This window comes from Nocardioides sp. HDW12B (assembly GCF_011299595.1).
Taxonomy (GTDB): Bacteria; Actinomycetota; Actinomycetes; order Propionibacteriales; family Nocardioidaceae; genus Marmoricola_A.
The window spans coordinates 697,800-718,917 of the sequence record NZ_CP049867.1 but is presented as its reverse complement, the minus strand read 5'-3'; the positions used below and the strand labels follow the sequence as shown (position 1 = coordinate 718,917).

Annotated in this window: 18 protein-coding genes and 1 pseudogene; 5 read left to right on the top strand and 14 right to left on the bottom strand. The window is 73.0% G+C overall.

All coding sequences use genetic code 11. From position 1 onward, the window contains the following. Position 1: 1 nt before the first annotated feature. The 7 genes from G7072_RS03365 to G7072_RS03335 all read right to left on the bottom strand — a co-directional run bounded on the left by G7072_RS03365 (position 2) and on the right by G7072_RS03335 (position 8,141). A complete protein-coding gene (locus G7072_RS03365) occupies positions 2–1,279 on the bottom strand; it encodes an ABC transporter permease (RefSeq protein ID WP_166084235.1) in 1,278 nt (425 codons plus the stop codon). Then, a complete protein-coding gene (locus G7072_RS03360; RefSeq protein WP_166084234.1) occupies positions 1,276–2,373 on the bottom strand; it encodes an ABC transporter permease in 1,098 nt (365 codons plus the stop codon). The genes G7072_RS03365 and G7072_RS03360 overlap by 4 nt, the downstream gene beginning before the upstream one ends. Then, positions 2,370–3,914: an ABC transporter ATP-binding protein gene (locus tag G7072_RS03355; RefSeq protein ID WP_166084233.1), complete on the bottom strand. Its 1,545-nt coding sequence runs from the start codon at positions 3,912–3,914 to the stop codon at positions 2,370–2,372. Before G7072_RS03355 ends, G7072_RS03360 begins: the two co-directional genes overlap by 4 nt. Before the next feature lie 128 nt (positions 3,915–4,042). Continuing rightward, positions 4,043–5,128 carry a BMP family ABC transporter substrate-binding protein gene (locus G7072_RS03350; protein ID WP_240917128.1) on the bottom strand — a complete coding sequence of 362 codons (1,086 nt, stop codon included), beginning with the start codon at positions 5,126–5,128 and terminating at the stop codon, positions 4,043–4,045. A 172-nt stretch (positions 5,129–5,300) separates the two neighbouring features. Further along, on the bottom strand, positions 5,301–6,509 hold the full coding sequence (locus G7072_RS03345) for an amidohydrolase (RefSeq protein ID WP_166084230.1): 1,209 nt from the start codon (positions 6,507–6,509) through the stop codon (positions 5,301–5,303). Between the two features lie 11 nt (positions 6,510–6,520). Continuing rightward, positions 6,521–7,552: a methylmalonyl Co-A mutase-associated GTPase MeaB gene (meaB, locus tag G7072_RS03340; protein WP_240917127.1), complete on the bottom strand. Its 1,032-nt coding sequence runs from the start codon at positions 7,550–7,552 to the stop codon at positions 6,521–6,523. Between the two features lie 10 nt (positions 7,553–7,562). After that, positions 7,563–8,141, bottom strand: coding sequence for a MerR family transcriptional regulator (locus tag G7072_RS03335; protein ID WP_166084227.1), 579 nt, complete (start codon positions 8,139–8,141; stop codon positions 7,563–7,565). Positions 8,142–8,201: 60 nt separating this feature from the next. Between G7072_RS03335 and G7072_RS03330 the strand changes: the two genes are divergently transcribed. The 3 genes from G7072_RS03330 to G7072_RS03320 are packed head-to-tail and all read left to right on the top strand — an operon-like array spanning position 8,202 to position 9,265. Continuing rightward, entirely contained in the window at positions 8,202–8,363 is a 162-nt protein-coding gene (locus G7072_RS03330) for a hypothetical protein (protein ID WP_166084226.1), read from the top strand. Positions 8,364–8,411: 48 nt separating this feature from the next. Beyond that, positions 8,412–8,783: a metalloregulator ArsR/SmtB family transcription factor gene (locus G7072_RS03325; protein ID WP_240917126.1), complete on the top strand. Its 372-nt coding sequence runs from the start codon at positions 8,412–8,414 to the stop codon at positions 8,781–8,783. Then, positions 8,780–9,265 carry an SRPBCC domain-containing protein gene (locus tag G7072_RS03320; protein ID WP_166084225.1) on the top strand — a complete coding sequence of 162 codons (486 nt, stop codon included), beginning with the start codon at positions 8,780–8,782 and terminating at the stop codon, positions 9,263–9,265. Before G7072_RS03325 ends, G7072_RS03320 begins: the two co-directional genes overlap by 4 nt. A 27-nt stretch (positions 9,266–9,292) precedes the next feature. Here the strand turns inward: G7072_RS03320 and G7072_RS03315 are convergent, their stop codons facing one another. The 6 genes from G7072_RS03315 to trpS form a co-directional block, all read right to left on the bottom strand. Continuing rightward, positions 9,293–9,541, bottom strand: a complete 249-nt coding sequence (locus G7072_RS03315; RefSeq protein WP_166084224.1) for a hypothetical protein — start codon at positions 9,539–9,541, stop codon at positions 9,293–9,295. Between the two features lie 67 nt (positions 9,542–9,608). Then, positions 9,609–11,876 carry a methylmalonyl-CoA mutase gene (gene scpA / locus G7072_RS03310; RefSeq protein WP_166084223.1) on the bottom strand — a complete coding sequence of 756 codons (2,268 nt, stop codon included), beginning with the start codon at positions 11,874–11,876 and terminating at the stop codon, positions 9,609–9,611. Further along, the gene (locus G7072_RS03305; RefSeq protein ID WP_166084222.1) at positions 11,873–13,723 is read right to left on the bottom strand and encodes a methylmalonyl-CoA mutase family protein; all 1,851 of its coding nucleotides are present in this window, start codon (positions 13,721–13,723) and stop codon (positions 11,873–11,875) included. Before G7072_RS03305 ends, scpA begins: the two co-directional genes overlap by 4 nt. A gap of 10 nt (positions 13,724–13,733) precedes the next feature. Continuing rightward, positions 13,734–15,815, bottom strand: a complete 2,082-nt coding sequence (locus G7072_RS03300; RefSeq protein WP_166084221.1) for a penicillin acylase family protein — start codon at positions 15,813–15,815, stop codon at positions 13,734–13,736. Further along, on the bottom strand, positions 15,808–16,320 hold the full coding sequence (locus tag G7072_RS03295; RefSeq protein WP_166084220.1) for a 2'-5' RNA ligase family protein: 513 nt from the start codon (positions 16,318–16,320) through the stop codon (positions 15,808–15,810). Before G7072_RS03295 ends, G7072_RS03300 begins: the two co-directional genes overlap by 8 nt. A 15-nt stretch (positions 16,321–16,335) precedes the next feature. Next, entirely contained in the window at positions 16,336–17,403 is a 1,068-nt protein-coding gene (gene trpS, locus G7072_RS03290) for a tryptophan--tRNA ligase (RefSeq protein WP_277343396.1), read from the bottom strand. A 192-nt stretch (positions 17,404–17,595) separates the two neighbouring features. Between trpS and G7072_RS19955 the strand changes: the two are divergent. Continuing rightward, positions 17,596–18,249 (top strand): annotated as a pseudogene (locus tag G7072_RS19955) (DUF4328 domain-containing protein); the annotation flags it as partial. Positions 18,250–18,376: 127 nt separating this feature from the next. Here G7072_RS19955 and G7072_RS03285 read toward each other — a convergent pair. Beyond that, positions 18,377–19,798, bottom strand: coding sequence for a hemolysin family protein (locus G7072_RS03285; RefSeq protein ID WP_166084218.1), 1,422 nt, complete (start codon positions 19,796–19,798; stop codon positions 18,377–18,379). Positions 19,799–19,863: 65 nt separating this feature from the next. On the opposite strand from G7072_RS03285, the gene G7072_RS03280 reads away from it, so the two are divergent. Further along, a complete protein-coding gene (locus G7072_RS03280) occupies positions 19,864–21,030 on the top strand; it encodes a GNAT family N-acetyltransferase (RefSeq protein WP_166084217.1) in 1,167 nt (388 codons plus the stop codon). Positions 21,031–21,118 lie beyond the last annotated feature (88 nt).

The window sequence follows — 21,118 nt, the reverse complement described above, 5'->3', positions numbered from 1 at the left end:
CTCAGCCCGCCGATCCGCGGCGGTAGGTCTGACCGTCGGCCGCCGGCATCCGCAGGCTCTGCGAGGCCAGCGCGAGCACCAGCAGCGTCGCGATGTAGGGCGTCATCTCGGTGAAGTCGCTGGGCACCCGATCGGTCCCGAAGTAGACCGCCAGCGCCAGCAGCGCGCCGAAGCCCGCCAGCCCCGCCGCCAGCCAGCGCCGCTTCCACAGCTGGTAGGCCAGCAGCACCACCAGGGCGGCCCCGACCATGAAGACCAGGGCGTGCACCGAGTCGCCGCCGTCGCGCAGCCGGGCCGCGTTGGCGTAGCCGAAGAGCAGCGCTCCGAGGAACAGGCCCGAGGGGCGCCAGTTGCCGAAGATCATGGCGGCCAGGCCGATGTAGCCGAAGCCGAGGGTCTGCCCGGACTGGTAGCCCGAGGAGGACACGGTCGCGAGGTAGGCGCCACCGGCGCCGGCCAGCGCGCCGGACATGGTGACCGCGATGAACTTGTACAGGTAGACGTTGACGCCGAGGGTCTCCGCGGCCTGCGGCGACTCCCCGCAGGAGCGCAGGCGGAGACCGAAACTGGTGCGCCACAGCACCCACGAGGTGAGCAGGAACAGCCCGATCGCGATGATCGTGAACGACGACAGCCCGGTCGTGAGCGCACCGACCACCCCGGCCAGGTCGGACACCAGGAACCAGCCCTTGGCCGCGACGTCACCCGCCACGTCGGAGACCCCGGGAACCGTCAGGGACGGCGCCCGGTCGAAGGACGGCGACTGCGTGGGACCGCCGCCCTCGAGCCCGGTGAACATCGCCTCGGCCAGGAAGCCGGAGGCCCCCAGCGCGATGATGTTGATCGCGACGCCGGACACGATGTGGTCGACACCGAAGATCACCGTCGACAGGGCGTGCAGTAGGCCGCCGACGGCGCCGAAGACGGCCGCCCCGATCAGACCGGCCCACACGCCGTAGTTGAAGCCGTAGTAGCCAGCGCCCAGCGTGCCGAGGATCATCATGCCCTCGAGGCCGATGTTCACCACGCCCGCCCGCTCGGACCAAAGTCCGCCGAGGCCGGCCAGCGCGATGGGCATGGCCGAGATCAGCGCCGCGCGCAGGGTGCCGACGGAGGTGATCTGGTCGGCGCCGGTGATCACCCGCACCAGCGACAGCGCCAGCAGCAGCACGCTGAGGTAGATCCAGACCTTCGGCACCGAGCTCAGGAAGCCGGCCACGCCGCTGCGCTCGCGCGTCGACGGGCCGGAGCCGCTGGGGGTGCGGGTGGCGGTGCTCATGCCGTCGCGCCTTCCGTGCTCGTGCGCTCGCGGTCCAAGGCGTCGGCCACGGCCCCCTGCTCGAGGCGCTGGCGGTAGCGGCGTACGACCTCGTAGGCGATGACCACCGACAGCACCACCGCGCCCTGGGTGATGAGGATGATGTCGGGCGAGATGCCGGCGAGGATCCCCAGCGGGTTGGCCTGCTCGTTGAGGAAGGCGAAGATCAGCGCCCCGAAGGCGACACCGACCGGGTTGTTGCGCCCGAGCAGCGCGACCGCGATGCCGGCGAACCCGATGCCGCTCTGGATGGTGGAGCCGAAGTTGTAGGACTCGCCGAACAGGTTCGGCATGCCGATCAGTCCGGCCAGGGCACCCGAGATGAGCATCGCCCACAGCGTCATGCGCTTGACGTTGACGCCGCTGGCCACGGCCGCCGACTCCGACATGCCCGTGGCCCGCAGGTTGAAGCCGAACACGGTGCGGTTGACGAGGAACCAGAACACGATGCCGGCCGCGACCGCGACGACGATGAGACCGTAGACCTCGGTCTGGGAGTCGGAGAACAGCGCGATGCCGCCCACCCGGCTGCCCTCGGGGATCGGGTCGGTGACGATGGTCTGGCCCTGGCGCGAGCCGGTCTCGCGCAGCAGGTAGGCGATCAGCGAGACCGCGATCGCGTTGAGCATGATCGTCGAGATCACCTCGCTGACCCCGCGCGTGACGCGCAGCAGGCCCGCGATACCGGCCCAGGCCGCGCCGGCGAGCATGCCGACCAGCAGGGTGGCGAAGGTGTTGGCGTAGCCGGGCAGCCAGGCCTGGGCGGCGAAGAGCGCCGCGCAGAAGGTGGCGACGCGGTACTGGCCCTCGACGCCGATGTTGAACAGGTTCATGCGGAACCCGATGGCGGCCGCCAGGCCCGACAGGTAGAGCACCGACCCGCTGTTGAGGATGTTGACGACGTTGCGGCTCTCGGGGACCGACAGGATCGTCTCCCAGAACAGCGCGGCGTCCTCGCCGGCCATGAGCAGCACGACCGTGGTGATGATGCCGGCGACGACCAGCGCGAGCACCGGCGCCGCCATGCTGAGCGCGATGCGCTGGACCCGGCTCATGCCGCGCCTCCCTGGGGGGTCTCGGTGCTGTCGGCGCCGGTCATGGCCGAGCCGAGCAGGGACGGGGTGACCGTGCGCGGGTCGAAGTCGGCCACGAGACGTCCGCGCAGGATGACCTTGAGGCTGTCAGACAGGCCGATCAGCTCGTCGAGGTCGGCGGAGATCAGCAGCACGGCCAGTCCGCGGCGGCGGGCCTCGCGGATGTGGTCCCAGATCGCCGCCTGGGCGCCGACGTCGACGCCGCGGGTCGGGTGGGCGGCGACGAGCAGGCTGGGCTCGCCGCTCATCTCGCGTCCCACGATGAACTTCTGCTGGTTGCCGCCCGACAGCGCGCGTGCGGTGGTGTCGATGCCGGGCGAGCGGACGTCGTACTGCTCGAGGATGCGCTGGCTGTCCTGGCGCGCACCCGCCCGGTCGACGAGCTTGCCCTTCGACGACGGCTTGCGCGTCTGGTGGCCGAGCACGCGGTTCTCCCAGAGCGGTGCGTCGAGCAGCAGCCCGTGGCGCTGACGGTCCTCGGGGATGTAGCCCACCCCGAAGGCGCGGCGCTCGCGGGTGCCCCAGCTCGAGACGTCCTGGTCCTTGAGCTCGACGACGCCGGCCGACGGCTTCAGCAGGCCGATGACGGCCTCGACGAGCTCGGTCTGGCCGTTGCCCTCCACCCCGGCGATGCCCAGGACCTCGCCGGCGTGGATGACGAGGTCGATGTCGCTGAGCACGACGCGGCCCGCCGCGTCGTGGACGGTCAGGTCGCGGACCTCGAGGACCTCGCGGTCGGTCACGGTGGACTCGGAGGTGCTGGGGCTGGGCAGCTCGGCGCCGACCATCAGCTCGGCCAGCTGGCGCGAGCTGGTCTCGGCCGGTACGACGGTCCCGACCGTCGTGCCGCGGCGCAGCACCGTGATGTCGTCGGAGACGGCGAGCACCTCGTCGAGCTTGTGCGAGATGAAGATGAGGGTGTGGCCCTCGGACTTGAGCTCGCGGAGGTTGTCGAAGAGGGCGTCGACCTCCTGCGGCACCAGCACCGCGGTCGGCTCGTCGAGGATGATGATCTTGGCGCCGCGGTAGAGGACCTTGAGGATCTCGACCCGCTGGCGCTCCCCCACACCGAGGTCCTCGACCAGCTCGTCGGGGTCGAGGCCGAAGCCGTAGGCGTCGGAGATGCGCTGGATCTCGGCGCGGGCCTTGTCGCCGATGCCGTGCAGCTTCTCCGCCCCGAGCACGACGTTCTCGGTGACGGTCAGGTTGTCGGCGAGCTGGAAGTGCTGGAACACCATCCCGATGCCGTGCTCGATGGCGTCGGAGGGCGAGGAGAAGGTGACGCGCTCGCCGCCGACCTCGATGGTGCCCTCGTCGGGCTTCTGGACGCCGTAGAGGATCTTCATGAGCGTGGACTTGCCGGCGCCGTTCTCGCCGCACAGCGCGTGCACGGTGCCCGGACGGACCGTCAGGTCGACGTCGTAGTTGGCGCGCACCCCCGGGAAGCTCTTGCCGATGCCGCTCAGCCTGACCGCCGGTGCCCTGGACTCGGTGGTGCCCATGCTCGTCCTCCCTGCTCCCTGGCCTGCTCGCCGGCCGCTCGCTGGTGTGCCACACAGAAGGCCCGGCTCACGCTACCGCGTGAACCGGGCCTCCCGGATTCAGCCCTTCAGTCCCCCGTCGGGGTCGATCACGGAGCGGACGGGACCTTGATCTCGCCGCTCTTGATCTGCTCCGCGTACTCGTCGATCTGGTCCTGGATGCCGGAGATGGCCTCCTCGTTGGACGTCGAGTAGCCGACACCGTCGACCTTGAGGTCGTAGAGCGCGACACCCGCGGGGGCGTCGCCCTCGGCGAAGGCGGTGACGTACTCCAGCACCGCGACGTCGATGCGCTTGAGCATCGAGGTCAGGATGTAGGGCTTCTGCTCCTCGTCGGCGGTGAGGTACTGGTCTGAGTCGACGCCGATGGCGTACTTGCCCTCGCCGGCCTCGGTGACCGCGTCGAAGAGGCCCAGGCCGGACTTGCCGGCGGCGTGGTAGACCACGTCGGCCTTCTCGTACATGCCCTCGGCGACCGTCTTGCCGTCGGTGGGGTTCTCGAAGCCCTTGACCGGGTCACCCTGCGAGAGGTACTCGCTCTGGACCGTGATCTTCGGGTCGATCTCCGCGACACCGGCCTTGAAGCCGGCCTCGAACTTCTGGATCAGCGGGGTGTTGGTGCCACCGATGAAGCCGACGTTGTCGGTCTTGGTGGTCAGCGCCGCCGCGACACCGACGAGGAAGGAGCCCTGCTCCTCGGCGAAGTTGAGGTCCGCGACGTTCGGGATCTCGACCATGTCGCCGGTGATGAAGGTGGAGTAGCCGTCGACGACCGCGAAGTCGGTGTCGGGGTACTCCTCGGCGACCTTGGCGGCCGAGGGCGAGTAGACGAAGCCCACGGCGATGATCGGGTTGAAGCCGGCCTCGGCGAGCAGGCGCAGACGCTCCTCGCGGTCGGCCTCGCTCTCGTTGGCCTGGGCCTCGGCCTCCTGGCAGGTGGCGTCGAGCTCCTCGACGGCCTGCTCCACGCCGGAGAAGGCGGAGTCGTTGAAGGACAGGTCGCCGCGACCGCCGACGTCGTAGGCGACGCCGATCTTGGGGCCGTCGCCGTCCGCGGACTCGCAGACCGATTCCGAGGACGAGCCGCCCTCCGAGCTGCCGCCGGACTCGGACCCGCCGGTGCCGCCGCCGCCGCCGTCGCCGCAACCGGCGAGGACGAGCGCGGACGCTGCCACGAGCGAAGAAATAGTGCTGACTCGACGCAAGAGTCGATCCCTTCCATGCAATGCCCGCCCGGCCGGGCGTGACTTGCGGTCACCCTAAACCTCCGCGGGGACGTGATCCGAACCACGCGGCGCCGGAGCGGCGAGATGTTATCCAGTCGTGAGGTGCCGCCGCCGCAGATCCTCAGGCTGAGGCGTCGACGGACGGTCGGGGAAGGGCGGCGGACGCGGCCTGGGCCAGCACCCGGGCGCCGATCCCGACGGCCCGCTCGTCGATGCGCAGGTCGCCCTGGTGCAGGTCGAAGGTGGGGCCCCCCGGCGTACGGGTGCCCAACCGGCCCATGGCGCCGGGGACCTGCTCGAGGTACCACCCGAAGTCCTCGCCCCCGAGGCTCTGGGTGGTCGACACGATGCCCTCCTCACCCAGGGTCGACTCGACGGCGTCGGCGAGGATGGCGGTGGACCGGGGCTCGTTGACGACCGGCGGCACGCCGCGGATGTAGTCGACGTCGGCCACCACGCCGTACGGCGCCACGATGTGGCCGATGAGTCCGCGCACCAGCTGCTCCGCGTCGGCCCAGGCGACCGGGTCCAGCATCCGCAGGGTCCCGGAGGCGACCCCGGTGGCGGGGATGACGTTGCGCGCGGACCCGGCGCGCAGCAGGCCCCAGACCATGCTCGCGCCGGCGCGGGGGTCGAGGCGGCGGCTCAGCGCGGACGGCAGCTCGGTCACGAGGGTGGCCAGCGCGTAGGTCAGGTCCTGGGTCAGGTGCGGCCGGGAGGTGTGGCCGCCGCGACCGGTGAGCCGGACGCTGAGGCTGTCGGCTGCGCCGGTGATCGGGCCGACCCTCAGGCCGACCTGCCCGACGTCGAGGGAGGGGTCGCAGTGCAGGCCGAAGGCGTGGGTCACGTCCTCGAGCCCGCCCGCGGCGATCACCTCGAGGGCACCGCCGGGCATGACCTCCTCGGCGGGCTGGAACAGCAGGCGGACCCGACCGCTCAGCGGCCGCTCGCGGTCGAGTCGCTGCAGCGCGAGGCCCGCGCCCAGCAGGGCGGTGGTGTGGACGTCGTGGCCGCAGGCGTGCGCGACCTCGTCGGTGCCGCTGCGCCAGGGGTCGGAGGTCTGGTCACCGACGGGGAGCGCGTCGAGGTCGGCGCGCAGGGCCACGACCGGGCCACCGGTGCCGATCTCAGCGATCAGCCCCGACTTCGGCAGCAGCTGGACGCCGATCTCGTCGCGGGCCAGCCGCTCCGCGACCTTCTCGGTGGTCCGGGTCTCCTCCCAGGCCAGCTCCGGGTGGCGGTGGAGGTCGCGACGGAACTCCACCAGCTCCTCGACGAGCGAGGCGACGGCGGTCTTGATGGCACGGGAGGGATCGGCTGGGAGAGACATCGCCCTCCAGGTTAGTGCCCCGTCGGGCCCGGGTCGGCCGGGTCCGCGCGGTCGGCGTCGAAGGCGGCCAGGAACCGGTCGGCCGCGGCGGTCGCGGGCAGCCGTCCGGCCCGCACCTCCACGTGGACCTCCTCGCGCACCGCACGGACGCCCGGGGAGGTCCGCAGCCGCTGCTCGAGCTCGTCGCGCACCAGCGACCAGGTGAAGTCGAGCTGCTGGCGGGCGCGCTTGTCGCGCAGTCCGTCGGCCCCGAGGGCGTCGCGGTGCGCCTGCACCTTCTCCCAGACCTCGGGCACGCCGTCCCCGGTCAGGCCCGAGCACGTCAGCACGGGCGGCACCCACCCGTCACCGCCGCGGTGGACGAAGTGCAGGGCGCCGGCCAGCTCCTTGGCCGCGCCGCGGGTCTCGGCCTCCCGGTCGTCGGCCTTGTTGACGGCGATGACGTCGGCGATCTCGAGGATGCCCTTCTTGATGCCCTGCAGCTGGTCGCCGGTGCGGGCGAGGGTGAGGAACAGGAAGGTGTCGACCATGCCGGCCACCGTCACCTCCGACTGGCCCACCCCGACCGTCTCGACCAGGACCAGGTCGAAGCCGGCCGCCTCGAGCACGGTCATCGCCTGCGCGGTCGCCTTGGCGACGCCGCCGAGGGTCCCGGCGGACGGCGAGGGCCGCACGAAGGCGCGCGGGTCCGCGGCGAGAGTGGCCATCCGGGTCTTGTCCCCCAGCACCGAGCCCCCGGTGCGGATCGAGGAGGGGTCGACGGCCAGCACGCCGATGCGCAGCCCTGCCTCCAGCAGGTGGCTGCCGAGGGACTCGATGAACGTGGACTTCCCGACGCCGGGGACGCCGGAGATCCCGACCCGGGGCACCAGGCGCTCCGCGGCGGTCGCGCCGAGGTCGGCCATCAGCTCCCGGGTCGCGAGCCGGTGGTCGGGGCGGGTCGACTCGACCAGGGTGATGGCGCGGGCCAGGGCGGCACGGTCGCCGGCGCGCAGGTCCCGGGCCAGGGCGGGGACGTCGACGGGCTTCCTCGGGGACGGCACCGCCCCATCATCACCGATGCCGGGCGCCATCCTGCTCTGCGGCGCCCCGCCGGCTGCGGTCCTCCTGGGCCATCCGGCGCAGCGCCACCAGGACGGGCTCGCTCAGCACGGTGCCGATCACGGCGTAGGTGACGGCCTGCGCTCCGGTCCGCTCCCCGAGCGACCCCAGGTCGGCCCGCGCCACCCGCGCGGCAGCCTCGGCGTACTCCCGCACCACGGTCTCCGCCATCGGCTGCCCGGCCCGGTCCAGGCCGTCCAGTGCGGCGGCCAGGGCGCGGGCATGGGTCTGCTCGAGGTCGCAGGTCCAGCCCAGGTCCTCGACGAGCGCGGTGACGCGGGCGCGGGCCGCGGCGGAGGCCTCCGGGGGGCTCGCGAGCGCGTAGTGCGCCGCCCCGATGCTCGCCGCGAGGGTGGCGTCGGAGGACCGGACCGCCAGCACCGCGCGCACCCGGTCCAGCCCCAGGCCACCGACCTGGACGAGGGCGCGCACCAGGCGCAGCCGGTCGACGTGGTCCTCGCCGTAGCGGGCCCGGGTCGCACTCACCGGCTCCCCCGGCGGCAGCAGTCCTTCGCGGAGGTAGAACTTCACGGTGGCGACCGGCAGGTCGGCACGCCGGGCGAGCTGCTCGCGTGGCTCTCCCGCTCGGGCGTGGCCGTCGCCGCGATCCTCATGCCGGCAGGCTTCTTCGGCGCCTCCGCGGGCAGGGGCCGCACGGAGCCCAACACCCTCCTCGCCCTGGTCTACGTCGGCGGTGCGCTGCTCGCGGCAGGCGTGTCGAGCCTCGGCGTCGGCCTGCTCACGGTGGGCTGAGCCGCCGACCCTTGACAACGTACAACCATATGGTTGTACGTTGTTCCTGTGACCAGCCGCGACGTCTCCTACGAGCCGGACCGGCTGTTCCACGCCCTGGCCGACGCCACCCGACGCGACATCCTGCGGCGCACCCTGGTGCGCGAGCTGTCCGTCTCGGCGCTGGCGCAGGACTACCCGATGTCGTTCGCGGCGGTGCAGAAGCACGTGGCGGTGCTCGAGAGCGCCGGCGCGGTGACGAAGCGACGCCGCGGGCGCGAGAAGCTCGTGCGCGCCGAGATCGGCGCGGTGCGCGCCGCCGACCTGGTCCTCGACGAGCTCGCTGCTCGGTGGCAGGACCGGCTGGACCGCATCGACGACCTCTTCTCCCCGGAGGTCGACCCTCCTCAGGCACCACCGACGAAAGGACAGCACCCATGACCGTCATCGACACCACCAAGGACGTCGACGCCCTGACCGTCACGCTCACCGCGCGCTTCGACGCCCCGCCGGAGCGGGTCTGGCAGGTCTGGGAGGACCCGCGCCTGCTGGAGCGCTGGTGGGGACCCCCGACCTACCCCGCCACCGTCCTCGAGCACGACCTGTCCCCCGGCGGTCGCGTGCACTACCTGATGACCGGCCCGGGCGGCGACCAGCACCACGGCTGGTGGCGCGTGCACGAGGTCGCAGCGCCCGAGCGCCTCGTCTTCGAGGACGGGTTCGCCGACGAGAACGGCACCCCGACCGAGGACGGCCTCGTGACGCGGGCCGAGGTCGCCCTGCGCGCCGAGCAGGGCGGGACGGTCATGACCGTCACGTCCACCTTCCCCTCGGCCGAGGTCATGGAGCAGATGAGCGCCATGGGCATGATCGAGGGCATCACCGAGGCCATGAACCAGATCGACGGCCTCCTGGCCGCCTGAGGTCGCCAGAGGCCGCTTGAGGTCGCCTCAGCCGGCCGCCGAGGCCTCGCCACCGCGTGCGGCGTACCCCTCGGCGAGGCCCTGCGACAGCGCCGCGACCGCCGCGGGGACCTCGTCGGCCGCCAGCTGGAGCGTGCCGACGCACGTGGCTCCGCGCCACAGCGACAGCACCACGATCCCGGCGTCGTGGTGCCAGGTGACCTTCAGCGCCCGCTCGTCGCCCCGGGCGTCCAGGAACACCTCACTGCCCGTGGCGAGTCGCAGGGGAGGTTCCATGCCTCATGGTCCCTCCCCCGCGGCCCGGTGTCCACGGGGCGCGGCCCGAGCGTGGCCCGCGCCAGGGTCAGGCCGGGTGGCCCAGCGCCGAGGACAGCTGGCGCAGCAGGTCGAGGGCGGCGTCCGCGATCACCGTGCCCGGGGGGAAGACAGCGGCGGCGCCCATGTCGCGCAGCGGCTGCACGTCGTCGGGCGGGATCACGCCGCCGACCACGATCATCACGTCCTCGCGGCCGAGGTCGGCCAGCGCCTTCTTGAGCGCCGGCACGAGCGTCAGGTGGCCGGCGGCGAGCGAGTTCACCCCGACGATGTGCACGTCGGCGTCGACCGCCTGCTGGGCGACCTCCTCCGGCGTGGAGAACAGCGGACCCACGTCGACGTCGAAGCCGAGGTCGGCGAAGGCCGTGACCACGACCTTCTGCCCCCGGTCGTGGCCGTCCTGGCCCATCTTCGCCACCAGGATGCGAGGGCGACGCCCCTCGTCCTCGGCGAACTTCTCGGTCGCCTCCAGCACCTTCGTCACGGCCTCGTTGGAGGAGCCGGCCTCGGAGCGGTACACCCCGGAGATGGTACGGATCGTCGCCCGGTGCCGCCCGTAGACCTTCTCGAGCGCGTCCGAGATCTCCCCCACCGTCGCCTTGGCGTGCGCCGCCTCGACCGCCAGCGCGAGCAGGTTGCCCTCCAGGGAGCCCTGTCCCCGGGCCCCCTTCTCGGCCGACTCGGTCAGGCCGGCCAGCGCCCGGCGTACGGCGTCCTCGTCGCGCTCGGCGCGCAGCCGCTCCAGCTTGGCGACCTGGGAGGAGTACACCGCGGCGTTGTCGACGCGCAGCACGTCGAGGGCGTCCTCGCTCGGCAGCCGGTAGGTGTTGACGCCGATCACCTTCTGCGCGCCCGAGTCGATGCGCGCCTGGGTGCGGGCGGCCGCCTCCTCGATGCGCATCTTGGGGATGCCCTTCTCGATGGCCGCCGCCATCCCGCCGGCCTCCTCGGCCTCGGTGATGTGCGCCCACGCCTTCTCGGCCAGGTCCTGGGTCAGCCGCTCCACGTAGTAGGAGCCCGCCCACGGGTCGATCGTGCCGGTGGTCCCCGACTCCTGCTGCAGCAGCAGCTGGGTGTTGCGGGCGATGCGCGCCGAGAAGTCCGTCGGCAGCGCGATCGCCTCGTCGAGGGCGTTGGTGTGCAGGCTCTGGGTGTGCCCCTGGGTCGCAGCCATCGCCTCGATGCAGGTGCGCGAGGCGTTGTTGAACACGTCCTGCGCCGTCAGCGACCAGCCCGACGTCTGGCTGTGCGTGCGCAGCGACAGCGACTTCGGGTTCTGCGGGTCGAACTGCGTCACCAGCCGCGCCCACAGCGCCCGGGCCGCGCGCATCTTGGCGACCTCCATGAAGAAGTTCATCCCGATGGCCCAGAAGAAGCTCAGCCGGGGAGCGAACTTGTCGATCTCGAGACCGGCGTCGAGACCTGCGCGGATGTACTCCACTCCGTCGGCCAGCGTGTACGCGAGCTCCAGGTCGCAGGTCGCCCCGGCCTCCTGCATGTGGTAGCCGGAGATCGAGATCGAGTTGAACCGCGGCATCCTCTGCGCCGTGAACGCGAAGATGTCGCTGATGATCCGCATGCTCGGCTGCGGCGGGTAGATGTAAGTGTTGCGGACCATGAACTCCTTGAGGATGTCGTTCTGGATCGTCCCCGCGAGCTGCTCCGGCTTCACCCCCTGCTCCTCCGCCGCCGCGATGTAGAGCGCCATGACCGGCAGCACGGCGCCGTTCATCGTCATCGACACGCTCATCTGGTCCAGCGGGATGCCGTCGAACAGCGTGCGGGCGTCGTAGATCGAGTCGATCGCCACCCCCGCCATCCCGACGTCGCCCTTCACCCGCGGGTGGTCGGAGTCGTAGCCGCGGTGCGTCGCCAGGTCGAACGCGACGCTCAGCCCCTTCTGGCCGGCCTTGAGGTTGCGGCGGTAGAACGCGTTGGACTCCTCGGCGGTCGAGAAACCGGCGTACTGGCGGACCGTCCAGGGCTGCGTCGTGTACATCGTCGGGTAGGGCCCGCGCAGGAACGGGCTCAGGCCGGGGAGGGTGTCGAGGCCGTCGAGGCCCTCGAGGTCGGCCGCGGTGTAGAGCGCCTTGACCGGGATGCCCTCGGGGGACATCCACGCCGGCTGGCCGTCCTCGGCCTCGGTGGTCTGCAGCAGCGGGTCGGCGGTCTCGGTGGTCTCGGGGGTGTCGGTGGTCGAGCCTGTCGAGACCTCACCGGGCGCGCTCTGGTCACCCCCGTCGGTCGAGCTCGTCGAGACCAGGGGGAGGTCGGCGAAGGAGGCGGGGACGCTCATCGGGTGAGCTCCTCTCGGACGGCGTGGAGGAAGGCGAGGGCGTCGATGCCGACGGCGCAGTGGGAGTCGACCGTGTCCTCGGGGACTGTCTTCTCGCCGGGCTTGCCGGCGAGGACGACGTGGCTGGCACCGGCCTCGCGGAGCTCGGCGACCAGGTCGGCGCCCCACTCGGCGTACGCCGTGTCGGTGCCGCAGAGGCAGACGACCGGGGTGGCGGGGCCGGTGTCACCGGACTGCCGGAAGGCGGAGACGACGTCCTCGGCGGTGGTGGTGGGACCGGCGGAGACGGTGTCGACGCCGCCGGCGGCCAGCAGGTTGGCGGCGAAGGTGGCGCGAGCGGTGTGCTGGGCCACCGGGCCCATGGTGGCCAGGAAGACGGGCGTGCTGGCCGGGTCGTCGCGCAGGGTCTCGAAGTCGAGGGCGTAGCGGTCCGGGCCGTGTCCCTCCTCGACGGGGCGGCGCTCGGGAAGCTCCTCGTGGAGGTTCGGGAACTCGCTGACGCCGGTGACGGCGCGCTTCCGGGTGGCGACCTGGCGGCGTCGGGGCTGCATCGCCTCGTCCTTGATGCGGTCGTAGAGGCCGCCGGGCTGGTCGAGGGCGGCCTCGGCGCCGCCGTCGGCCTCGAGCTTCTGCAGCTCCTCCCAGCCGCGGCGGGCGAGGTCGTCGGTCAGCTTCTCCACGGCGTACGAACCGCCGGCGGGGTCGGTGACCCGGGCGACGTGGGCCTCGTGGATCAGCAGCGAGGAGGTGTTGCGGGCGACGCGTCGACCGAGGGCGTCAGGGACGCCGAGCGCGGTGTCGAAGGGCATCACCGTGACCGAGGCGGCGCCGCCGACGCCGGCGGCGAACGCCGCGACCGTGCCGCGCAGCATGTTCACCCAGGGGTCGTACTTCGTGAGCATGGCGCGGCCGGTGACGGCGTGCTGCACCTGGCCGGGGGCGTCCGGGGCCCCGGAGAGCTCCAGCACCCGGGCCCAGAGGCGACGGGCGGCGCGGAGCTTGGCGATGGAGAGGAACTGCTCGTCGGTGACGGCGTAGCGGAACTCCAGCAGGTCCGCGGCCTCGGGCACCGACAGCCCGAGGTCCCCGGTGGCCCGACGCAGGAACGCCGCGCCCGCGGCCAGCGACCAGCCGAGCTCGTGGGCGTCGTGGCCGCCGGCCTCGTGCACCCAGGAGGCGTCGATCGTGATGCGGGCGCCGTGCTCGCGGGCGAGCTCGACCAGGCGCGGCAGCACGTCGTCGTCACGGTGCGGGTGGCCGCTGAAGCCGTTCGCCGCGGCGCTCCAGGGGTCGACGGCCAGGACGGTGCCGGGAGCCGGCGCGACCTCACGCTCGGCGAGGATCGCGGCGAACGCCTCGGCCGCCCCGACCGGGTCCCGGGGGCAGTCCAGGACGACCGGAGCGAGGTCGACGTACACCTTCTCCAGCACCGTCGGCAGGTCGGCGACCGCGAGGCCGCCGCGGCCCAGCCGCAGCCAGAGGCTGGTGGCGCCGTTCTCGAGGTCGGTCAGGGCGTCGGCCGCGGCCTGCTTCGCGTCGGGGTCGGCGAGGTGGACGCGCACGTCCCAGCCCTGGTCGGGGCGCGAGAGCGCGCTCCCCCGCGTGTACGGCGCCTCGCCCGGCTCCCCGGTCGGGGCCAGCCCGTCGAGGTGCTCGCGCAGACCCAGGGGCAGGACGTCGATGCCGTCCAGCGTGGTGCGCGTCAGCCTGCTCCACACCAGGTCGTCGGGGTCGTCGTCCTTCAGACGACCCGCCTTGCGCAGGACGTCCGCCGCGGCCTTCTCCCACTGCTCGCGCGTGGCCCTCGTGTGCTCGTCGCCGCCGGCGAGGAGTGACAGGTGCTCCATGGGGCGAAGCCTAGGAGCCGCCCGACCCACCGACCACTGGTTGTGACAAGTCCGACGCCGGGTCCCCGACCGGGACCAGGCGGCCGTCGACCCACGTCCCGAGCTGGTCGTGGTGGTGCGCCGAGCGGGGGTCGCCGTCCGCCCCGAGCGGCACCACCCAGCCGCTGCCCTCCAGCCCGGCCAGGTCCCAGACGTAGCGCGCCACCGAGCCCCGCAGCACCAGGTCCGAGCCGGGGCGGGCGCCGGCGCAGCGGACGCAGTCGTTGTCGCCCGCGAGCCCCGGGGCGTCGGGCAGCTCCCGGCCGAGCGGGTGGTAGGGCGCGTAGACGTGGCGCCGGTGCCACGGCTCGGCCGGCCGGCCGGCGACGTGCGCGAGCGCCTCGGCCAGGGCCGCGTCGACCTCGGGCAGCAGGGCGCGACCGCACGGCGACAGCACGTGCGGGAGGCTCAGCCACAGCTCGGTCGGCACGTCGAACCAGGGCGCCAGGAGCGGGTCGGCCTCGTGCTCGGAGAGCCGGGCCAGGGTCGGTGTCCGGGCCAGCTCGCTGACCAGCCGCGTCCGGACGTCGACGTACGCCGTCCCCTCGGTGCTGTCGGCGGTGAACCGCTGGTCCCAGGCGACCAGGCGCCGGCGCAGCTGCTCGGCAGGGCCGTCCAGCCCGGACAGCTCGGCGAGGGCCCGGTGCAGGGCCGCCGGTTGCCCGGCCAGCACGTCGGCATGGATCGCCGCGAAGTCGTCGCGGGTGAGGCCGTCCCGCCCCTCGAGCAGGGCCTCGATGCGTCGCGCCCGGCCGGGTGGTGCGAAGTCGCGCCCGATCCGCTCGAAGTCGTCGTACATCCGGTGGTTGGCGGTGGCGAGGTGCCCGTCCGGCGCCACGTCGTGCGGCGGCAGCGTGACCCAGCCGTTCCAGCGGTGCGCGCGGTCCCAGGCCGGGACGGGCTCGGTCCGGTTCGCGTCGTGCCGCAGCGGCACCCGCCCCACCACGCGTTGGCGCACGGTGCCCGCGCGGTCCGCGACCAGCAGGTTGTTGACCGGCTCGACCCAGTGCTCGAGCGCCCGCTCCACGTCGGCGACGCTGCGGGCGCGCAGCAGCGGCACCAGCGCCTCGAAGCCGAGGTCGCCGAGGGCGTACGACGGCGTCCTCAGGCTGTACGCCGTCCCGCCCGGCTCGCCCTGGACCACCCGGCCCGCGGGGGTCTCGACGACCTCGACCGTCTCGGGGTCGTGACCGGCCACGTGGACGGTCTCCAGCCGGCTGGTCACCTCCACCCAGCCGTCCGCGGTCCGCGCGAGGACCTTCCCGGCCCGCCGCTCGAGCTCCTCGACGTACACGTCCTGGTAGTCCGCCGTGGCATTGGTGATGCCCCACGCCACCGCGCCGGCGTGGGCGAAGTGCTGCACGCCCGGGACGCCGGGGAAGGTGAAGCCGGCGACGTCGAAGGCGTCGTCGGGGTCGGTGCTCGTCAGCCGCACCTGCTGGTAGCCGTTGGGGAGCTCGAAGCCGCGATGCGGGTCGCCGCCGATCATCGGGAACCCGCCGGCCGTCCGCTGCCCGCCGACCACCCAGGAGTTGCTGCCGGGCCCGAGGCCCTCGTGGCGGAAGAGCCCGGCCACGTCGTCGCCGACGGTCGCGCGCAGGTGCCGGCGCCACAGCTTGCCGGGGAACGTGCCGAACAGGACGTGGTGGGCGGCGAAGACGGCCAGCGGCATCCACGCGGGCCAGGCCTCCGCGCGGTGGCCCACCTCCTCCAGCTCGGCGCAGGTGGGTCCGGCGGCGAGCGCCTCGTTCACCCCGTCGACGTACGCCGCGACGAAGGCGCGCGACTCGGGACCCAGCGCGGCGTTCGCCTGCTGCGCGACGTCGGCGACCCCGGCGCGGCGCGCGAAGCGGTCCCACGGCAGCCCGGGCGGACCGACGAGCTCGGCCGTGCGGCCCTCCGCCTTGAGGCGCGACCAGGTGACCTGCCACAGGCGGTCCTCGACCACGGCGCGGCCCTGCTCGCGCGCGACCGCGAGGAGCGAGCCCGCGACGACGTGCGGGATGCCGTGGGCGCCGCGGCGGGTGGTGGCCCCGGCCGGTGCCTCAGCCACCGAGGACGAACTCGTGCGCGGGGGCCCAGCCCAGCTCGCTGTGGTGGACGTAGAGCCAGAACCGGTCGGCGGTGAACCGGCACTCGAAGCCGGCCTGCTCGTCGAAGGCCCGGTCCAGCAGCGCCTCGGACAGGTGGTGGGCCACGGTCACGTGCGGGTGGTAGGGGAACTCGGTCTCCCGGGCCAGCGGCCCCTGGGCGACCGTCTTGGCCAGCAGCTCGCAGCCGGAGATGCCCTCCACCAGGCTGACGAAGACCACCGGGGAGACCGGTCGGAAGGTGCCGGTCCCGCGCAGGTGCACGTCGAACGCGGCGTGCTCCCGGGCGGCCGCCTCCAGGTGGGAGACGACGTCGCCCAGGGCGGCCTCGTCCACCTCCACCGGTGGCACCAGCGTGATGTGCGTGGGGATGCCCGCGGCGGGGGTGTCACCGAGGCCGACGCGGTACTCCTGCAGCTGCGGTCCCCAGGGCTCGGGCACCGCCAGCGAGACGCCGATCGTGGTCACAGCGGACCACCCTACTCACGGTCCGGGAGTGCCGAACCCGACCCGCTCGTAGACCTGGGCCAGCGTCCGCTGGGCGACCTCGTGCGCCGTCGCCCGCCCCTGCTCGAGGATCTCGTCGAGCCGTGCGTCGTCCTCGAGCAGCGCGAGCGCGCGGTCGCGGAACGGCGTCACGAACTCGACGACCCGCTCGGACAGGTCGCCCTTGAAGTCGCCGTAGCCGCGCCCGGCGTACTGCTCCTCCAGCGCCGGCACCGGGTCGCCGCTGAGCGCGGAGTAGATGGTCAGCAGGTTCGAGATGCCGGGCTTCTCGTCCTCGTCGAAGCGGACCTCCGAGCCGGAGTCCGTCACGGCGCTGCGGATCTTCTTCGCCGAGACCTTCGGGTCGTCGAGCATGTCGACGAGACCGGCGGCGCTCGAGGCCGACTTCGACATCTTCTTCGTCGGGTCCTGGAGGTCGCAGATGCGCGCGGTGCTCTTGAGGATGTAGGGCTCCGGCAGCGGGAACGTCTTCTTGTAACGGTGGTTGAAACGCTGGGCGAGGTCGCGGGTGAGCTCCAGGTGCTGGCGCTGGTCCTCCCCCACCGGCACGTAGGCGGGCCGGTAGAGCAGGATGTCGGCCGCCTGCAGGATCGGGTAGGTGAAGAGGCCGACGCTCGCGGCACCTTCGCCGCCCTTCGCGGACTTGTCCTTGAACTGCGTCATCCGGCGCGCCTCGCCGAAGCCGGTCAGGCACTGCAGCACCCAGGCCAGCTGCGCGTGGGCCGGCACCTGCGACTGCAGGAAGATCGCCGAGCGCGTGGGGTCCACGCCCGCCGCGACCAGCTGCGCGACGTACCTCCGCGAGCGGCGGCGCAGCTGCTTCGGGTCCTGCTCGACGGTGATGGCGTGCAGGTCGGCGAGGAAGAAGAACGGCTCGAACTCGTCCTGCAGCGTCACCCACTGACGCACCGCCCCGAGGAAGTTGCCGAAGTGCCACGAGTCCGCGCTGGGCTGGATCCCGGAGAGGACGCGTCGGCGGGCGGGGGTCTCGGCGGGGGTCTCGGCAGGGGTCTCGGCAGGGGTCTCGGCAGGTGTCTCGGGCACGAGCGGCATTCTCTCAGGCGCCCGGCCGCCCCCTCGACCGGGTTTCCCGGCCCACCCGCCCGGCGGCGCCGCGGAGCGGCAGCTGTCCGGTTTGCGAGGTTCTGACAGCGGGCACAGTCACCCCACTCGGAACGGGGGTCGTTCCGCTCGGAGGTCGCCACCGGTCGCGGCGCCCGGAGGAAGGAACGTCCGATGAGTGCCACGCTGCCACCTGCGGGCGGTCCGCCCGCCCCCGGCCCCGGACCGTACGCCGCTACCGCCGGCCTCCCTGCCGCTCAGCCGCCGGGACGCGCTCTGGCCTACGCCGCCATCGGCGGGGCAGTCGTCGTGACGGCGCTCCAGGTCGTCGAAGCGGTCCTGGCCGGTCCCGCCGGGGAGCGCTTCGCCCGCACCCTGCGCACGGGCGGGGACCCTGCGGACGTCATCACGGCGTACGACCTCGTCGCCCTGCCGATCATCGTCGCCCAGCTGGCGACGATCGTCCTCGCCGGTTTCTGGCTTCTCGGGCTGCGCCGCTTCGCCGAGCGCGTCCGACCGACGTTCCACCACAACCGGCGTCGGTGGTGGGCCTTCGGCGGGTGGCTCATCCCTCTTGCGTTCTTCGTGGTGCCGTTCCAGTACACCCGCGACCTGCGTGACTCCCTCGACATGCGGCAGGTGCGTCGGGTCGCACCAGTGGGCGCCTGGTGGACGTTCCTGCTCCTCAACGAGTTCGTCGACCGACGCGTCACCACCAGTCAGCTCGGCTCCGGCGATCCCGGCACGGTCGCTCGCCTCGAGATCTTCGAGACCGGCCAGCTCGTCTTCTGCGTGCTGGCCCTGGTGCTGTGGTTCCTCGTCGTGATGCGCCTGACGCGCGCCGCCGAACGGGTGCCCCAGGACCTCCTGGACAGCACCGCGGTCGTCCCCGACCCGGACGCCTACGACCCGGCCGTCACCGCTCCCGGCGCGCCGATCTACGGCCCGACGGGGGTCAGCGGTCCGGGTTGGCCTGCTCCGGCTGGCCACCCGACGCAGCACCCGACCCAGCACCCGACCCAGCACCCGACCCAGCACCTGTCGTCGTACCCGCCCCAGCAGGGGGGTCAGCCGACTCCGCCGCCTCCCCCGGGGCGGGGTCCGGGAGCGGGCTGACCCGCACCCGGCTCACGCGCCGGCCGTCGACGAGCACGACCGTGATCCGGCGGCCCTCGTGGTCGACGGCGTCGCCGGCCTCGGGGATGCGGCCGAGCCGGCTCATGAGGAAGCCGGCCACCGTCTCGTAGGGGCCCTCGGTGAGCTCGACGCCGGTCTCGTCCTCGAAGTCGTCGAGGTTGAGCAGCCCGTCGACCTCGACGTCTCCGCTGAGGTGGCGGGTGGTCTCGCCCTCGTCGACGTCGTACTCGTCGCGGATGTCGCCCACGACCTCCTCGACGAGGTCCTCCATGGTCACGATGCCGGCGGTGCCGCCGTACTCGTCGGCGACCATCGCCATGTGGATGCCCTCGCGGCGCATGTCACCCAGCGCGGCGATGATGTTGCGTGTCCACGGCAGGGTCAGCACGTCGCGCGACAGCTCGCCGACCCGGACCGAGCGGTTGGCCATGTCGGGGTCGAGCAGGTCGCGGACGTGGACGAAGCCGATGACGTCGTCGGAGGAGCCCCGGATGACCGGGTAGCGGGAGTGCGGCTTGGTCAGCGCCTCGCGCGCCGCCTTGTAGACCGGCACGGACGCGTCGAGGAAGTCGACCTCGGTGCGCGGCACCATGACCTCGCGGATCTGCCGGTCCCCGGCCTCGAAGACGTCCTCGAGGATGCGCCGCTCCTCCTCGCCGAGCGCCTCGTGGGAGCCGACCAGCTCGCGCAGCTCCTCGTCGGAGATCTGCTCGCGCTGGGCGTTGGGGTCGCCGCCCAGGATGCGCACGATGACGTCGGTCGAGCGCGACAGCAGCCAGATCACCGGGCGGGAGAGCCGCGAGACCCGGTTGATGGTCGGCCCCAGCGCGAGCGCGAACACCTCGGCACGCTGCAGCGCGAGCCGCTTGGGCACCAGCTCGCCGAGGACCAGCGAGAGGTAGGAGATCGCGAGCGTCACCAGCACCAGCGCCAGCCCGTCGGAGAAGCGCGCGGAGACCCCGGCGTCGACCAGCACCGGCGCGAGGTCGTCGGCGAGCGTCGCGCCACCGAACGCGGCCGAGAGGAACCCGGCCGTGGTGACGCCGACCTGCACCGCGGCGAGGAAGCGGTTGGGGTCCTGGTTGAGCTCGGCCACCACCTGGCCGCGCCGGCCGCGGTCGGCCAGCGCGCGGGCCTGGCTGTCACGCAGCGATACCAAGGCGATCTCAGCGGCCGCGAAGACCCCTCCGATGAGCACGAACACCACGACCAGGCCGATGGAGGCCCAGGTGCCACCCACGGTGACCAACCCTCTCGTCCGTCCCCCGCCGGAAACCGGGAGATCTGTTCGTCCAGGATAGAGACATGCGTTTCCCCTCCGACGTGCCGACCCTCACCGACGGCGTGGCGACCATCCGCGCCCACCGACCCGAGGACGCCCCGGCCGTCCTCGAGCAGTGCCTGGACCCGGTCAGCCGGCAGTGGACGACCGTGCCGCTGGACTACACCCGGGCGGACGCCGACCGCTTCGTGCGGGACATCGCTCCAGGTGCCTGGCGCACCGAGGCCGAGCTGATGTTCGCCGTCGAGGCGCTCGACACCTCGCTCACCACCGCGGACGAGCCCGACGGCGTACGTCGCTTCGCCGGCACCATCTCGCTGCGCGACGAGGGCGACGACCGGGCCGAGCTGGCCTACGGCGCGCACCCGTGGGTCCGCGGCACGGGCGTCATGGAGCGGGCGGTCCGGCTGCTGCTCGACTGGGGTTTCGAGGAGCGGGGCCTGCGGACCGTCGTCTGGTGGGCCAACCGGGGCAACTGGTCCTCCCGCAAGCTGGCGTGGCGCGTCGGCTTCACCGTCGAGGCCGGCCTGCGCAGCTGGCTCCCGCAGCGCGGGGAGCTCCTGGACGCGTGGGTCGGCACCCTGCGCGCCGGGGACCCGCGCCGCCCCGCCCACGCCTGGCTGGACGCGCCGCGGATCGTCGGGGACGGCGTCGTGCTGCGCGCCCCCACGGAGGCGGACCTCCCGCGCGTCGTCGAGTACGCCGCCGACCCGCTCACCCGACGCTGGCTGGGCCACATCCCCCAGCCGTACGGCGACACCGAGGCGCGGGCCTGGCTGGACGACCTGACCGAGCGCCACGCCCGTGGGACCGCCGTGACCTGGACCGTGGCCGACCCGGACACCGACCTGCTGCTCGGGGTGGTCAACGTCTTCGACCTCACCCCGTCGGGCACGGGCGAGCTGGGCTACGTGCTGCACCCGGAGGGGCGCGGACGCGGTCTCGGGCGTCGCGCCGCCGGGCTCGCGCTGCGCCACGCCGTCGTCGACGTCGAGGACGGCGGCCTCGGCCTGGTCGCGGTCCGGGCGCTCGCCGCCGAGGGCAACACGGCCTCCCGTCGGCTGCTCGAGGACCTCGGGTTCACCCACCAGGGACGCGAGCGACGGGCCGCCCGCGTTGAGGGCGACACCCTCGCCGACGCCGCGATCTACGACGTGCTGGCCTCCGAGGTGGTCAAGACCAGTCCTTGACGGGCTGCCGGGTTCGCCTCTGGCGTCCTCCGTTTCGGGACTATCGTCCTGGAGGGAGACGGTCGCGGCCCACCCCCCTTCGCCCCGC